We start from the raw sequence: 14,410 nt of genomic DNA, 5'->3' as shown, positions 1-14,410 counted from the left end.
GATGGCGGCCTTGCCGCGGCCGCGGGCAAGGTCTTCGACCGCCTGCATCAGCCGCCGGCCGATGCCTTGTCCCTGGCAGTCCGGCGCCACGGCGAGCTTGCCGACATAGAACTCTGCCACCTTTTCAAGGGCAAAGACGCAGCCGACGATCCGATCACCCCTGAGCGCCACGAAGCCGGTCTCCCGCCGCGCCTTGTCCCGCAGAGTGTCGGCGGTCAAAAGGTGGGCCGAGGAGGGCGGGTCGATGACGTCGTCCATCGAGGCGAAGGCACGCATGATCAATGCGAGCACATCGTCCCAACGGTCGAAATCGGTCGGGATCCGCCTGATGGAGACTGCTTCGATCAGGTCCAAGAATTCAGCTTCTCTTGTAACGGATGGTGTCGAAGCGCGCCGCCAGCCCATCATAAAGCAGCAGCCGGCCGACCAGCGGTTCGCCCACGCCGGTGATCAGCTTGACCGCCTCCATGGCCTGCAGCGTGCCGATGACGCCGGTCAGCGCGCCAAGCACGCCGACTTCGGCGCAGGACGGCACCAGGCCCGGCGGTGGCGCCTCGGGAAACAGGTCACGATAGCCTGGGTTGGGCTTGCCGTCCTTGCCGTCTTCGAATGGCTTCAGCACCGTGACCGAGCCGTCGAAGCGTCCGACGGCGGCATGCACCAGCGGTTTCCCAGCGCTCGCGCAGGCATCGGCCACGGCGTAGCGCGTTTCGAAATTATCGGAACCGTCGACGACGATGTCATAGCGGGCGACGAGGGCAGGCGCATTGTCCGTGGTCAGCCGGAACGTATGCGGTTCGACTGTGGTATTGGGATTGATGCGGGCGATTGCCGCCTTGGCGCTGTCGGTTTTCAGCAGGCCGACAGTGTCGGTGCCGTGAATGACCTGACGCTGCAGGTTGGAGAGCGAAACGGTGTCGTCATCGACCACGCCGAGCGTGCCGACGCCGGCGGCGGCAAGATATTCAAGCACCGGGGCGCCCAGCCCGCCGGCGCCGATGACCAGCACCCGGGCCTGCTTCAGCCTCTGCTGTCCGGCGCCGCCGATTTCCGGCAGCACGATGTGGCGGGCATAGCGTTCGATCTCGTCTGCGGTCAGGGCGGCAGTGGTCATTGCCTGATCATACAGGCACGGAAAAACCTTGTCAGGGGTCTTCGGTTGGCCCAACCGTCCCGTGGTCGACGGTCAGGAATTGCGCACGGCCCTGGAGACTGGAAAACAGCGCAGCATCGGTTCCTGTCATGAATGCCTGGCAGTTCAGTTCCTCCAGGATGGAAAACAGCGCCGCGCGCCGCCCGCTGTCGAGATGCGCAGCGATCTCGTCGAGCAGCAGGATCGGCGTCATGCCCGACATTTCGCCGGTCAGCCTCGCGTGCGACAGCACGATGCCGACCAGCAGCGCCTTCTGCTCGCCGGTCGAGCAGAGCTCGGCCGGCATCGCCTTGGGGCGGTGCCGAACCACCAGGTCCGAACGGTGCGGGCCGTCGAGCGTACGTCCGGCGGCGCGATCGCGCTCGCGGCCCTCGGCAAGCGTCCGACGGAAGCGTTCCTCCACATCGACCGCCGGCGCCACGGCAATCTCGGCTTCCAGCTCGCCTGAAAGGCCGATATCGGCTTGCGGAAACGGTCCCGTGTCGGGCAGCCTGTCGATCATGGCGGCCAGCAGGCGCACCATCTCGGCGCGCGCCGCGGCAATCGCCACACCGGTTTCGGCCATCTGCGTCTCGATAGCGTCGAACCAGCGGTCGTCCCGAGAGCTTTCGGTAAGCAGTCGGTTACGACCGCGCATCGCCTTCTCGTAGTCGATCGCACGTTGCCCGTGGCCGGGGTCGATCGCCAGCACCAGCCGGTCGAGGAAGCGCCGGCGATCCGCGGCCGGTCCGGTGAATAACGCGTCCATGGCTGGCGTCAGCCAAACCACGCGCAGCCATTCCAGCATGTCCTCGGCCGAACGCGCCGAAGCTCCGTTGATGCGTACCCGCCTGCCGCCTTCGCCGGCGGTGTCACCGCCGGAAATGCCTGTTCCGATCTCGACCTGGCCATCAGGTCCGTCGAGCCGGGCATGCAGCGCAAAGCCGCCGTCGCCGCCCTCGCGCGCGACATCGGCGTAGGGCGCGCGGCGCAAGCCACGTCCCGGTGTCAAAAAGGAGATCGCTTCGAGGAGATTGGTCTTGCCGGCGCCGTTGTCGCCGGAAAAAACCACGGCACCTGGCGCCAGATCGATCGTCAGCGCCGCATAGTTGCGGAAATTAGTAAGTGTTAGCTTACTTATATGGTTCTGTGCCGGCAACCGCTATCCGCCTATAGAAGTCGCCGTAAATATCGCGCTTGCCGCCGGTCCACAACAGGACCGAAGTGCTGACACCGCGCCGCTACACGCGCATCGGCATCAGCACATAGAGTGCGGTCTCGTCGGCCATGTCGTGGATCAGCGTCGGCGAACCGGCATCCGCCAGCATGAACTTGGCCTCCGTGCCGGTCAGCTGCGCGGCAACGTCGAGCAGGTACTTGGCGTTGAAGCCGATCTCGATCGGATCGGATGAATAGTCAGCGGACAGTTCTTCGGTGGCGCTGCCTGAATCCGGATTGTTGACCGCAAGCGTCACCTGACCCTCGCTGATCGACAGCTTCACCGCGCGACCGCGTTCGGAAGAGATGGTCGAAACACGATCGACGGCGGCGGCAAAGCTCTGGCGGTCGATGATCAGCTTCTTGTCGTTGCCTGTCGGAATGACCCGCTGATAATCGGGGAAGGTGCCGTCGATCAGCTTCGAGGTCAAAACCACGCTGCCGATGGTGAAGCGGATCTTGGTGTCCGACAGTTCGGTGGTCACCGCAACATCCGGATCGTCGACAAGCTTCTGCAGCTCGCTCACCGTCTTGCGCGGAATGATGATGCCCGGCATGCCCTCGGAACCCGCCGGCGCGTCGATCTCGGCGCGCGCCAGGCGGTGGCCGTCGGTCGCCACCGAGCGCAGCTTCAGCTTGCCGCCAACCTCATGCGTGTGCAGGTAGATGCCGTTCAGGTAATAGCGTGTCTCCTCGGTGGAGATGGCGAACTGGGTCTTCTCGATCAGGCCTTTCAGGGCAACCGAGTCGAGACGGAAGATATGCGAGAAGGATCCGGCCGAAAGCTCCGGGAAGTCGGATTGCGGCAGGCACTGAAGGCGGAAGCTCGAGCGGCCGGACGTCACCGTCATGGCGTTGCCGTCCTCGTCCGTCTTCAGCATCACCTCGGCGCCATCGGCGAGCTTGCGCACGATGTCGTAGAGCAGATGTGCCGGGACCGTCGTCGCCCCGCCGCGCTCCACCTTGGCGGGCGTCGCTTCGGTCACCTCGAGGTCGAGATCGGTTGCCTTCATTTCAAGGCTGGCGCCTTCGGCGCCGAGCAGCACGTTGGACAGGATCGGTATGGTGTTTCGCCGCTCGACCACACGATGGACGTGGTTGAGCGACTTCAGGAGATTTGACCGTTCCAGGATAACACGCATGACGAAACAGGCTCGCTTGAATGAATGACGGGTCACCAGTGAGCGGCGTCCCGCGAAAGGTCTGAATAGGCTCAGAATCTGCGTAAACTGACAGGAAAAAACCAGCAAACGCAAGCCCGCGCCGCCGGTTCAGGCCGGCTACGCGGGCTTTCTGGGGATAACGCGCCCGAAGTCCGCGAGCCAGTGTCGAAAAACCGAAATCCAGATCGCTTCCAGGCGATGCCACGAGCCCGATGCAGGCCCGGCGCCGCACTGGCAAGCCATTGAATCCCGGCGTTGTTTCGGTTCGGCCCTCCCGGAGGGTCAGGCCTGATCGTTGATCAGCCGCCTCAGAAGCTCAAGTTCCTGCGCCAGCGTGTTGTCGTTGCCGGAAAGGTCCTCGATCTTGCGCACGGCATGCAGCACCGTGGTGTGATCGCGGCCGCCGAAACGCCGTCCGATCTCGGGTAGCGAGCGCGGCGTCATCACCTTCGACAGGTACATGGCGACCTGCCGCGGCTTGACGATGGTGCGCGTGCGCCGGTTGGACAGCAATTCGGTCTTCGACACATTGTAGTGACGCGCCACGATGCGCTGGATGTCCTCGATACGGACACGCTTCGGCTCGCCTGTGCGATAGATGTGGCCGAGGATTTCGTCGATCCGGTCGATGGTGATCTGCGGCTCGAAGGATTGACGGAACAAAAGCTGATTGAAGGCGCCTTCCAGCTCGCGTCCGCTGCCGGTCACGGTGCGGGCGACGTGATTGAGGATCTCCTCCGAAATGTCGAGGGATGCGTCGTCGCTCCTGGCCGTGGCAAGGCGCAATTTGAGCATGCCGAGGCGCATGGCGAAATCGGGCGCCGACATTTCAAGCGCGACACCGCCATTGAGGCGCGAACGGACCCGCGGTTCGAGCGATTCCAGTTCCGATGGTGGCCGGTCGGCAGCGACGACGACCTGCTTGGCGCTGTCGAGCAGCATGTTGATCAGGTGGCAGAATTCATGCTGGATCGACTTGCCCTGCAGGAACTGCATGTCGTCGATGATGAGCAGGTCGATGTCGCGCAGCTGCTCCTTGAGCGTCAGAGCGTTGTTGTCGCGGATCGCGGTGGCAAAGCGCCACATGAAATACTCGGCCGTGAGATAGACGACGCGCGACTTGGGGTTCTGCTTCAGCGATTCCGCGGCGATGGCCTGCAGCAAATGGGTCTTGCCGAGCCCGACGGTTGCGTGAAGGAAGAGCGGATTGAAACGCACCGCGCTCGATTGCGATTCCGCCACTGCCTTGGCGGCGGCGAAGGCCACCCGGTTCGACGGCCCCTCGATGAAAGAGCCGAACGTGTAGCGTGGATCGAGCGGTGACCCCAGAACGTTGTGGCGGAATTCGCTCTCGATGGGTGTGCCCGGACGCGGAGTCGATGCGCGCTCCACCCGGCTGGGGCTGACTGTGCCTGCGGCAAGCGCCGTCTGCGTCTGCCGTGTCACCTTGCTGCGTGCCGGCGTTACCTCTGGCTCGGCCTGGGCGCGTCCCTGACGGGTTGCCGTGCGCACGACGATGTCTATCTTGAGAAGATCGGGATCCTCCTGCTTCCACAGCTCGGAGATGAGGTCGAGATAGTGGCCGTTGATCCATGAGCGCAGGAAGGCGGTAGGCACCGAGATGCGGACAATGCCCTTGGAAGCCTCGGCGACTTTCATGCGGCCAAACCAGCTCGAATAGACTTCGGTTCCCAGGCGCGCCTTCAACTGGGTCTTGACCCGGTCGAATTTCTGTTCCGCGTCGCTGGACACCGCCATGTCGTTTGCTCCGATCAAAGTTCCAGGAAATGGGAGGTCGCCCGTAAGTTCCCTTTCGATGCCGCTCTGCATGATCTTTTCCTTGTCCTTCCGTACCTGTTTTCCGCCGGGGATGCGCCTCCTGCATCCGGTTCCGGCGACCTAAGTCTTTGCTACGATGTCCGCTGCCGCCGCCGGCAGGTGAACGTCGCCCATTATCCGTGGGAACCGGTGCCGGCCCATGGAAGCCAGTCCGCGTTGGGTATGTCAGGGCAATACAACACCGTCCGGCGAAAAGAGCGCCGGCGCGCCGTCTACCTGCCATGTCTAGTTACGCCAGTCCCCTACCGTATCGAAAAAGACAAACCAAAGCCGTCCGCGGACTTGATCCGCGTTGCAAATCCCGCCAATTTAAGCTGGCCGATTCAGGCTTGGGTTAAGAGCCAGAGCCCGTCCCTTTCGATAGATCGACACTACCGAAATCGCTGTGGATAGGGCAAGGCCACGTCTAACGGATTTTTAAGGAATCTGGTTAGTGGAGGCGGGTTCGAGTGGCATGCCGCGACGGCACATTTTAACAAAGCCATTGTGATTCAAACCCTTTTCCGGCGAATATGAAAAACCGGGCGCTGACAGAAATATTCTGAAATAATTCGCTTGACAGCGACTTCTCCCCGATCGGGCCAGTCCGGTGTGGACAAGCTGTGGATCACCATCTGTAAGCGTTTGAAAAATATAAGCTATTTTTGACAGCCAAGAATCATTAGGCCGGCGATTTTCAAGCGTGCCGATCAACAGCAGGCATGCATATGCCGGCAAACTATTCCCTATTGTGAAATCCGCATAAGACGCCGTTTCCGGACATTCTTTTTAAGTGCTTGCCGGCAAACGAAAAAACCCGGCACAAACGGCCGGGTTCGAAGAACGTCAGTCTAGGCAAGTAATGTCAGGCCGACAGTACCTTGACCCGCTGAGCCAGTCGCGACACCTTGCGGGACGCCGTGTTCTTGTGAATCACGCCCTTGGTTGCGGCGCGCATCAATTCCGGCTCCGCGATCTTGAAGGCAGCCTGTGCGGCAGCCTTGTCACCGGAGGCAAGCGCCTCTTCGACCTGGCGGATATAGGTGCGGACGCGCGAGCGACGGTTCTTGTTGATCGCTGCGCGGCGGACGATCTTGCGCGTTGCCTTTTTGGCCGAGGATGTATTGGCCATGATGCCTCTCTTCTGATCTGGTCGGCGCATGCGGGATGCCGCAGGGCGCAAAAAACAAACGGGCTGCCACAGGGCCGCCTCGGTTGGTGCGGCTTATAGTTCAGCTTTTCCGGCGCGTCAACGCTGCCTGGCCTTCTTTTTGGCGGCCAACAACCATCTTCTTCGAAGCCAAGGGATTGGCGTCAGCGGTTGGTGAAATTCGGCTTCCGCTTCTCGGCAAAGGCCGCCATGCCTTCCTTCTGATCGTCCAGTGCAAACAGCGAGTGAAACAGCCGGCGCTCGAACCGCAATCCCTCGGCAAGCGTCGTCTCGAAGGCGCGGTTGACAGCTTCCTTTGCCATCATCACCGATGGCAGCGAGAAAGCGGCGATCTTGGCCGCGGCCTTCAGCGCCTCCTCGACAAGTTCACCGGCAGGCACGACCCGCGACACCAGGCCAGAACGCTCGGCCTCGGCGGCATCCATCATCCGCCCGGTCAGGCACATGTCCATCGCCTTCGACTTGCCGACAAAGCGGGTCAGCCTTTGTGACCCGCCCATGCCTGGAATGACGCCGAGCGTGATCTCGGGCTGGCCGAACTTGGCCGTGTCGGCGGCGATGATGAAATCGCACATCATCGCCAGCTCGCAACCGCCGCCGAGTGCATAGCCCGCCACCGCCGCGATAATAGGCTTTCGCGCCCGCGTCAGTTCCTCCCAGCCGACGAAGAAGTCTTGGGCGTAGGCGTCCGCATAGGAGATGGACTGCATCTCCTTGATATCGGCGCCCGCCGCGAAAGCTTTTTCGGAACCGGTGATGACCATGGCGCCGATACCGGGATCGGCGCTGAACCCGTTCACGGCTGCCACCACCTCGGTCAGGATCTGGGAGTTCAGCGCGTTGAGCGCCTGCGGCCTGTTCAGCGTGATCAGCCCGACCTTGCCGTGCGTCTCGGTGATGATCGTCTCATAGCTCATGGCTGCTTCTCCTTGCTTACGCTCGTCTAGAGCGGTTCATCGTTTCACGGAAACGCAGAACCGCTCCATCTCCTTGTCTTGACCAATTTCGGACGGAAAACCGCCCCCGCTTTTGCTGGAATTGCTCTGACTCATCGCTGACATGTCCGGCAATAAAAGGTCGATCGGCCGCTCTGCACGACACGCTCGATGTGGCCGCCGCAACTGGGCTTGGAGCAGGCCTCGCCTTCGCGGTCGTAGACGGCGAAGGCGTGTTGGAAATAGCCCAGCGACCCATCGGTCTGCATATAGTCCCGCAGTGAGGAACCGCCGGCTGCGATCGCATCCGATATCACCGAACGAATGGCTTGCGCGAGGTGTTCGCTTTGGGCCTGGGCTTTCTTTCCGGGCCTGGCGATCGTGCCCGCCTCGCGCAGCGGCGACAGGCCCGCACGCCACAACGCCTCCGACACATAGATATTGCCGAGCCCGGCGATCAGCCTCTGGTCGAGAAGCGCTGCCTTCAGCGGTGATCTCCGCCCCTTCATCAATGAGGAAAGCAGCGCACCGTCCAATGTGTTGCCCGTAGGCTCGACGCCAAGTCCAGCCAGCATCGGATGAACGTCCGGCAGTCCTTCCGCAAACAACATGAAGCCGAAGCGGCGCGGATCATTGAAGATCACGCGCGATCGGGTACCGGCCGGAGACACGACATGGAAGACGACGTGGTCGTGATTGGAGCTCTTCGAGCGGTCGTGCCGGAAGATGCCGGGCATGTCGCTGCCATCGGCCGTCTCGATGCGGAATGAGCCCGACATGCCGAGATGGCAGATCAGCGCGGGGCCGCCTTCCAGGTCCATCGTCAGATACTTGGCCCGGCGGCCGAGTGCCGTGATCGTCTTGCCGGCCAGTCGCTGCGCGAATTTCTCGGGAAATGGAAAGCGCAGATCCGGTCGGCGCGCCTCGACGCGGGCGATGGTGGCGCCTTCCAGAACCAGCTGAAGTCCGCGCCGGACGGTTTCGACCTCCGGTAACTCAGGCATGACCGCCGATCGCCGCATAGAAAGAAGTGCCGTAGCGTCCGGGCGCCAGCCCGAGATGCTCGGCCACGGTTTCGCCGATGTCGGCGAATGTCGTTCTCAGTCCGATGTCGCCGCCCTTGAGACCCGGTCCAGTGCCGATCACCGGAACGCGCTCGCGCGTGTGATCGGTCCCGGCCCAGGTAGGGTCGTTGCCGTGGTCGGCCGTCAGGATGAGAAGATCGCCCTGCCGCAGCCTCGCAAATGCCTCCGGCAGCCGCAGGTCGAAGGCCTCGAGCGCTGCAGCATAGCCCGCGACATCGCGGCGGTGACCGAATTCGGTGTCGAAGTCGACGAAATTGGCGAAGACGAGGTCACCGTCGCCGGCATCATCCATCGCACCCAGCGCTTCGTCGAACATAGCCATGTTGCCTGCCGCCTTGCGCACTTGCGAAATTCCGCGATGGGCGAAGATGTCGCCGATCTTGCCGACGGCGATGACACGGCTGCCACGCGCCGTCAGCCGGTCGAGCAGGGTCGGTTCCGGCGGGGGCACGGCGTAGTCATGACGGTTGTATGTCCGCTCGAAAGTGGCGGTGGTTTCGCCGACGAACGGCCGCGCGATCACCCGTCCGATCCTGAGCGGGTCAACCAGCCTGCGCACCACCTGGCAGAATTCATAAAGCCGATCGAGGCCGAAATGGACTTCATGCGCGGCGATTTGCAGGACCGAGTCGACCGACGTGTAGCAGATCGGCTTGCCGGTCCGGATGTGTTCCTCGCCAAAGCGCTCGATGATTTCGGTGCCCGGCGCATGGCAATTGCCGAGAATGCCCGGCACCTTGCCTTCGCGGATCATCGCCTCGGTCAGTTCGGCCGGAAAGGCGGGAACCGTATCCGGGAAATAGCCCCAGTCGAGGCGCACCGGCAGGCCGGCGATCTCCCAATGGCCCGACGGCGTGTCCTTGCCGCTCGAAACCTCCTGTGCGGCGCCGTGAAAGGCAGTTGGGAGCAGATCCGTCCCGCTGCTGGCAAAGCCCAGCCCCGTTGCGGTTTCGGCAGCCTTGCCAAGCCCGAGCGAGGCCATCTGGGGGACAAACAGCGGTCCACTGCGAAGCCCTTCGCGATCCGCGCGGCCCTCTGCACAGGCTTCTGCGATGTGCGCGAATGTGTTGGCGCCGGCGTCGCCGTAGCGGTCGGCGTCGGCCGCTCCACCGATGCCGAAGGAGTCCAGAACGAAGAGGAAAGCGCGTGCCATCGAGTTGTTGCCAGTTTGACCGACCAGACATAGGGTTCCGCGACTTCATTGGCAATTCGGAAACCAAACGGCAACGGCTTGGCGTGATAGTCTGGTGCATGTCGCCCAAAAGTGCGCAGCGGTTTTGGGATAACGACATGCACAAACAGAGATGCATGTCGCCCAAAAGTGCGCAGCGGTTTTGGGATAACGACATGCACAAACAGAGATGCATGTCGCCCAACGGTGCGCAGCGGTTTTGGGCTGCGATATGCACAAATGCTCCGGGCATGGGCATGAATCGAGGACAACAGACCGTGGTTCCTGTCATGAGGGTTGCGCTGAAGACTTATGCCGCTCTCATGCTGGCGCAGGTCGCGCTCTGGTCAAATCCGGCGCATGCCGACTGGCGCGACGATATCGGCACGTTTCGCATCGGCATCGTTGCCGAGCCAGGCGCCGGCAACTCCGTTCCGGGGCTGGCACTGTTGACCGACGCCTACACCAAGGCCTTGGGCATGAAGGTCGAGTTTGTCGTTGCCCGCAACTATGCCGCGCTGATCGAGGCGCAGGCCAATGCCCGCATCGAATATGCGATCTATTCGGCCACCGCATATGCGACGGCCTCGCAGCGCTGCTTATGTATCGAACCGCTTGTGGCTCCGGTCGATTCAGACGGCGCGATCGGCATCCGCTCGGTTCTGCTGACGCGGGACGGCAAGCTGCCCGACCTTGCGGCGATGGACAGCCATCGTATCGCCATGGCGCCTCCTGACAGCGTCGGCGGTTCTCTCTTGCCATTGGCGGCGTTGGCGGCGGAAGGCCGCAAGATCGCGGAAGATGCACCGTTTCTGGTCCATGCCGATTCGGCCGCGGCGGCCGAGACGATGCTGGTCGACGGCAAAGCCGATGGCCTGTTCGGCTGGGTGACGGCCGCTGCCGACGGCCCGCGAGAACCGTCGGGCACGCAGGCGAGGTTGGAGGCGGCAGGGCTCTCGGTGACGGCGCTTCGGATCGTATGGACGTCGGGCCTGTTGAGATACGGCCCCCATGCGGTCCGCAGCGATCTCGACCCGGAAGCCAAGCGCAGGCTTGCCGTGTTCCTCACCAACCTCAAGTCGACGACGCCCGATATCTACGATCTCCTGGAATCGAAACATTCCGGCGGCTTCGCTCGCGTGTCGCCAAAAGATTACGAGATGGCCGCTGCTATCGTGCGCTTCGTTTCGGACCGTGGGCCGCAGCAGTAGCTGGAGCGGCCTGCGCACGCCTGGCTGCCTCTGTTCAACAGTCGCTGCAAGGGATCGTCACGCTTCTGCGGGGGCGCAGAAAATAGGTTTCGCCCATGGTTATGTTGCTGAAAGCCGAGGTCAGCCCAAGCTTCTGTTGACTGCTCGCGCTCCACGCGATGACCGGCGTATAGCCGAGGTTACTTTCAACGCGGATGAGAAAAGTGTTGGCGACTCTGAGCGACGCCGGGATCGTTGTCTCGGTGGTGGCGGCGGCGCCAGGGCTGGCGACGCCGGCTACCAATTTGCGTGACCACACCACCAGTGCCCTCGTCGCATCGGCCGAGACCTGGATTGCCGTGACGGTGATGGTCGGATTTGAGCGGTTGTAGGGCTGAAGGGTGACGCTGCCGATCTGCATGATGGCGTCGACATCTGCCTTGAGGACGCTTGTCTGCTGGGTGACGAGATCGGCCACCATGCTGCCGATACGGCTGACCTTCTTGCTGGTCTCGATGGCTTGCGACGCTTCCATTGTGAGGAAATACATGATCAGCAGAATTGGCATGATCAACGCGAATTCGACCGCCGCGATGCCACGACGATCGGACCAGAACAGACTTGTTTTCCGCCAAACTCCCGTAATCATAAGATGTGCCCCCGCACGCATCATGCCCATTGCCCTTTTCTTATACTGCTCGTGCATTCCGCTCAGTTGTCGAACGGTTCGTTCTGCCAGGTCACCGATGCGAAGTGCAGCGTCTTGTTGCCGCCCATTGATTTGGCCAGCAGGTCGGTCATGATCGGCCATTTGTAAAAGACCCGCAGCATGTTCCTCGACTCCGCCGCACCCGCTGTCACTGAAAACGACTGGGTTGCGGTGCCTTTCGTCAATACGACATCGCCGTTCTGGATCTTGAAGCCGGCCGTGGCCGCATCCGCGAACGATGTATATTGGCGAAGATCCACCAGCAGTTGATTGGGACAATCCTGGGAAACGATGATCTGCAGTTTTGTGCAGATCATGTCCCGCAAGTTGGTTCCGGCGACGTCAACCGCCCTCAACTGGCCGGTGCGAAGCTTGCGCGCGACATCGTCGGTGATGTTGGCCATCACTTCCTGCGCGGCAAACGAGATGCAGCTTTCCAGAATGGCGAAGACAAGCAGCGCGAAGGGGACTGAAAGGATCGCGAATTCGATTGCCGTGGCGCCGCGCCGGTCACGAAGAAAACGGGCGAAAAACCTTGGGCATCTCACTTTGTGGTCGCCTGCGCGGCCGTATCCCTTGCTCATGTCCGATCCTGCCGATCTCTATGCGGTCTCGGAAGGACCATTAACGCAAACCGATTGAGGTCCGGTTTGGATGATCGTTAAAGTCGGCGCAGGCCTCTTAACCGGCCAATAACCGCACCGGCAGCCGGTCACGCCACCTATCGGCTGACGCTCATCTCCGCCTCGGAAGACTTCTCCGCTTCGCTCTTGTAGGAGCTTTCGCAATACGGCGTGCAGGACATCGTCTGGATTTCGGCACGCCGATAGATGCGCACCGACGAAGCAGCCTGCCGCACGACGGTAACCTGCTCATCGACGATGGGACTGCCGTCGGTATCGAGCACGACCAGATTGGTGACGCCGAAACCTTTGCCGGTGAGCACGATCGTCGAAGCGTCCTGCACGGAAGCGTCGGCGATTGCCGGGTTGCCGACCACGATGGTGTCTGCGGGACGCGACAGTTTGACGATCTTGGCCTGGTTCATCGTGACCTCGATGCCGGCGCCGGCCATGGCGGGCGCGACGAAGCTCGAGACGGCAAGAAGCGCGGCAATCAGGATTGACGATCTCGGCTGGGCCATTGAGGCGCTCCACGCAGGCGGACTGATCAACGGAACATGAACGAGATTGGTGAACCAACGGTTAAGCCTGCGATGTTGCCAATCCTGCAATGGCCGATAAGGGCGCCCCGCGAGGCGCGGTCCAGTCGGGGCGCAAGCCTGCCAAACCTGGGACTGGAAGGCGCGGCGGTACTTTAGCCCGAAGTTAACCACGCAATATGTTCGAACCGGGAAAGGAATCGGTAAGGCTGTTTCTTAAGCCGATCGAAAGAGCTTCTCCCTAGATTGGCAGCATCCGATCAACCATCACAGAAGTTGACGGAAGTGCTGTAACACGTGGAGTAGGAGCTCTCGAATGTCTAATCTCATCGCACGTTTTGTGAAGGACGAATCCGGCGCGACCGCTATCGAATATGGTCTGATCGCCGCTCTCATCGCGCTCGCCATCATCACTGGCGCCGGCACGCTCGGCAATGCGCTGAATGCCAAGTTCACCAACATTGGCAGCACCCTGAACAACGCGCCGACCGGCAGCTGATCGGCTTATCGCCGAGCACTTGCATCGCATTTTCTGGAAAAGGGCCGCCGCGTGGCGGCCTTTTTTATGCCGCTGCCAATATAGGTCGTCTTTTCGTTCCTGGCCTCATCAATCGTTAATCGAACATATCTTAGATTGAGCCCAATAAAATCGGACAATAGGCGTGGCGCCGATGCTTGAAGCCCTGATCTTCGTCGTCTTTCCGTTCTGCATGCTGTTTGCCGCGATCTCCGACATGCTGTCGATGACGATCGCCAACCGCGTGCCGGTGCTGCTCGTCGTCGTTTTCGCGCTGGTCGCGCCCCTTACAGGCATGGACTGGGCGGCCTATGGCGGACATTTCGCCGCCGGCGCCCTGGTCCTGGCCGTGACGTTCGGCCTGTTTGCAATAGGCGGCATGGGCGGCGGCGACGCCAAGCTTCTGGCCGCAACCGCGATGTGGATGGGCCTCAATGTCAATCTCGTGGAGTATCTTGTCGCCTCGACAATCATCGGCGGCCTGCTGACGCTCGCGATCATCCTCTACCGGAAGTCGATGCTTGCGGCCGTTACCGGCCAAAATCCGTTTCTGCGCCATTTCGCCGACGAGGCAAAAGGCGTTCCCTATGGCGTCGCGCTCGGCCTTGGCGGGTTGCTGACCTATCCGGACTCGCCTTTGATGATATGGGCGCTGGCCAGGCTGGCGGCCTGACCACGATATTATTTTATTGTCTGTCAGCATTGCCGAGACCCCGTTCTCAACGGGGTCGGCCCGGCTGTTTTGGCCGGTCCGGCTATAGTCCGGCTAATTTATGTAAACGTTAAATTAATCACGATCGTAAGCATTACATTAACCTTGTTTTGACGATTGCCGCTGCAAAGTCCGGCTTGGCTACGTGGTTTGCCAGGGCAAGGGTTCGGACAGATGCCAGCATCGCGATTGATAATTCTGAGCGTGGCGGTGGCCGCGGCGGGTGGCGCTGGCTATGTCGCGAAGAACATGGTGGCACCGCCGCCCCAGGTCGTCGTTGATTCCGCTCCCCAGGCCCCGGCAGTGGCACTCCAGGATGTGCTTGTGCTTTCAGGCGACGTTCCGATGGGCAGCCCGATCCAAAACAACATCGCCTGGCAATCCTGGCCCGCCGACGGCGTCAACGCGAATTTCATCACCCGCACCG

15 protein-coding genes and 1 pseudogene are annotated in these 14,410 nt (G+C 61.7%); 4 read left to right on the top strand and 12 right to left on the bottom strand.

Translation table 11 applies throughout. The annotated features are described in order from the left end of the window. The 9 genes from EN969_RS02690 to EN969_RS02650 form a co-directional block, all read right to left on the bottom strand. Nucleotides 1-354, bottom strand: a 354-nt coding sequence (locus EN969_RS02690) for a GNAT family N-acetyltransferase (RefSeq protein ID WP_164758130.1), incomplete at its 3' end; no start/stop codon positions are given. A gap of 4 nt (nt 355-358) precedes the next feature. Continuing rightward, on the bottom strand, nt 359-1,114 hold the full coding sequence (locus tag EN969_RS02685) for a molybdopterin-synthase adenylyltransferase MoeB (RefSeq protein ID WP_013527879.1): 756 nt from the start codon (nt 1,112-1,114) through the stop codon (nt 359-361). A 31-nt stretch (nt 1,115-1,145) separates the two neighbouring features. Further along, nucleotides 1,146-2,291, bottom strand: a complete 1,146-nt coding sequence (gene recF / locus EN969_RS02680) for a DNA replication/repair protein RecF (RefSeq protein ID WP_013527878.1) — start codon at nt 2,289-2,291, stop codon at nt 1,146-1,148. Nucleotides 2,292-2,373: 82 nt separating this feature from the next. Beyond that, nucleotides 2,374-3,492: a DNA polymerase III subunit beta gene (dnaN, locus tag EN969_RS02675; protein ID WP_013527877.1), complete on the bottom strand. Its 1,119-nt coding sequence runs from the start codon at nt 3,490-3,492 to the stop codon at nt 2,374-2,376. A gap of 303 nt (nt 3,493-3,795) precedes the next feature. Continuing rightward, entirely contained in the window at nt 3,796-5,271 is a 1,476-nt protein-coding gene (gene dnaA / locus EN969_RS02670) for a chromosomal replication initiator protein DnaA (RefSeq protein WP_127387494.1), read from the bottom strand. A gap of 925 nt (nt 5,272-6,196) precedes the next feature. Next, nucleotides 6,197-6,463, bottom strand: a complete 267-nt coding sequence (rpsT, locus tag EN969_RS02665; RefSeq protein ID WP_013533694.1) for a 30S ribosomal protein S20 — start codon at nt 6,461-6,463, stop codon at nt 6,197-6,199. A gap of 182 nt (nt 6,464-6,645) precedes the next feature. Then, entirely contained in the window at nt 6,646-7,419 is a 774-nt protein-coding gene (locus EN969_RS02660; protein ID WP_013533693.1) for an enoyl-CoA hydratase, read from the bottom strand. A 131-nt stretch (nt 7,420-7,550) separates the two neighbouring features. Further along, the gene (gene mutM, locus EN969_RS02655) at nt 7,551-8,441 is read right to left on the bottom strand and encodes a bifunctional DNA-formamidopyrimidine glycosylase/DNA-(apurinic or apyrimidinic site) lyase (RefSeq protein ID WP_013533692.1); all 891 of its coding nucleotides are present in this window, start codon (nt 8,439-8,441) and stop codon (nt 7,551-7,553) included. Next, complete coding sequence (locus EN969_RS02650) at nt 8,434-9,675, bottom strand: phosphopentomutase (protein WP_013533691.1); 1,242 nt, start codon at nt 9,673-9,675, stop codon at nt 8,434-8,436. Before EN969_RS02650 ends, mutM begins: the two co-directional genes overlap by 8 nt. Before the next feature lie 308 nt (nt 9,676-9,983). Here EN969_RS02650 and EN969_RS02645 point away from each other — a divergent pair, with 308 nt between their 5' ends. After that, nucleotides 9,984-10,904, top strand: a complete 921-nt coding sequence (locus tag EN969_RS02645; RefSeq protein WP_164758131.1) for a PhnD/SsuA/transferrin family substrate-binding protein — start codon at nt 9,984-9,986, stop codon at nt 10,902-10,904. A gap of 34 nt (nt 10,905-10,938) precedes the next feature. On the opposite strand, the gene EN969_RS02640 is transcribed toward EN969_RS02645, so the two are convergent. The 3 genes from EN969_RS02640 to EN969_RS02630 form a co-directional block, all read right to left on the bottom strand. After that, nucleotides 10,939-11,562, bottom strand: coding sequence for a TadE/TadG family type IV pilus assembly protein (locus tag EN969_RS02640; RefSeq protein WP_318014161.1), 624 nt, complete (start codon nt 11,560-11,562; stop codon nt 10,939-10,941). Between the two features lie 32 nt (nt 11,563-11,594). Further along, nucleotides 11,595-12,176, bottom strand: coding sequence for a TadE/TadG family type IV pilus assembly protein (locus EN969_RS02635; RefSeq protein ID WP_063169998.1), 582 nt, complete (start codon nt 12,174-12,176; stop codon nt 11,595-11,597). Between the two features lie 137 nt (nt 12,177-12,313). After that, nucleotides 12,314-12,736, bottom strand: coding sequence for a pilus assembly protein N-terminal domain-containing protein (locus tag EN969_RS02630; RefSeq protein ID WP_013533687.1), 423 nt, complete (start codon nt 12,734-12,736; stop codon nt 12,314-12,316). 334 nt (nt 12,737-13,070) lie between these two features. Here EN969_RS02630 and EN969_RS02625 point away from each other — a divergent pair, with 334 nt between their 5' ends. The 3 genes and pseudogenes from EN969_RS02625 to EN969_RS02615 form a co-directional block, all read left to right on the top strand. Further along, on the top strand, nt 13,071-13,253 hold the full coding sequence (locus tag EN969_RS02625; protein WP_013533686.1) for a Flp family type IVb pilin: 183 nt from the start codon (nt 13,071-13,073) through the stop codon (nt 13,251-13,253). 172 nt (nt 13,254-13,425) lie between these two features. Then, a complete protein-coding gene (locus EN969_RS02620) occupies nt 13,426-13,944 on the top strand; it encodes a prepilin peptidase (protein WP_013533685.1) in 519 nt (172 codons plus the stop codon). Between the two features lie 213 nt (nt 13,945-14,157). Continuing rightward, nucleotides 14,158-14,410 (top strand): annotated as a pseudogene (locus tag EN969_RS02615) (Flp pilus assembly protein CpaB); the annotation flags it as partial.

Source organism: Mesorhizobium sp. M7A.F.Ca.CA.003.01.2.1, from assembly GCF_003998945.1.
GTDB classification, from domain to species: Bacteria; Pseudomonadota; Alphaproteobacteria; order Rhizobiales; family Rhizobiaceae; genus Mesorhizobium; species Mesorhizobium ciceri.
Note: the sequence above shows the minus strand (reverse complement) of the source record. Positions and strands in the feature narration are given on the sequence as shown.

What these genes read in the sequence shown, in the direction of transcription:
- EN969_RS02685 (WP_013527879.1), bottom strand. Translation starts at nt 1,114, where the DNA reads ATGACCACTGCCGCCCTGACCGCAGACGAGATCGAACGCTATGCCCGC.
- EN969_RS02640 (WP_318014161.1), bottom strand. Translation starts at nt 11,562, where the DNA reads ATGGGCATGATGCGTGCGGGGGCACATCTTATGATTACGGGAGTTTGG.
- rpsT (WP_013533694.1), bottom strand. Translation starts at nt 6,463, where the DNA reads ATGGCCAATACATCCTCGGCCAAAAAGGCAACGCGCAAGATCGTCCGC.
- EN969_RS02630 (WP_013533687.1), bottom strand. Translation starts at nt 12,736, where the DNA reads ATGGCCCAGCCGAGATCGTCAATCCTGATTGCCGCGCTTCTTGCCGTC.
- EN969_RS02635 (WP_063169998.1), bottom strand. Translation starts at nt 12,176, where the DNA reads ATGAGCAAGGGATACGGCCGCGCAGGCGACCACAAAGTGAGATGCCCA.
- EN969_RS02625 (WP_013533686.1), top strand. Translation starts at nt 13,071, where the DNA reads ATGTCTAATCTCATCGCACGTTTTGTGAAGGACGAATCCGGCGCGACC.
- dnaA (WP_127387494.1), bottom strand. Translation starts at nt 5,271, where the DNA reads ATGGCGGTGTCCAGCGACGCGGAACAGAAATTCGACCGGGTCAAGACC.
- EN969_RS02650 (WP_013533691.1), bottom strand. Translation starts at nt 9,675, where the DNA reads ATGGCACGCGCTTTCCTCTTCGTTCTGGACTCCTTCGGCATCGGTGGA.
- EN969_RS02660 (WP_013533693.1), bottom strand. Translation starts at nt 7,419, where the DNA reads ATGAGCTATGAGACGATCATCACCGAGACGCACGGCAAGGTCGGGCTG.
- mutM (WP_013533692.1), bottom strand. Translation starts at nt 8,441, where the DNA reads ATGCCTGAGTTACCGGAGGTCGAAACCGTCCGGCGCGGACTTCAGCTG.
- EN969_RS02645 (WP_164758131.1), top strand. Translation starts at nt 9,984, where the DNA reads ATGAGGGTTGCGCTGAAGACTTATGCCGCTCTCATGCTGGCGCAGGTC.
- dnaN (WP_013527877.1), bottom strand. Translation starts at nt 3,492, where the DNA reads ATGCGTGTTATCCTGGAACGGTCAAATCTCCTGAAGTCGCTCAACCAC.
- EN969_RS02620 (WP_013533685.1), top strand. Translation starts at nt 13,426, where the DNA reads ATGCTTGAAGCCCTGATCTTCGTCGTCTTTCCGTTCTGCATGCTGTTT.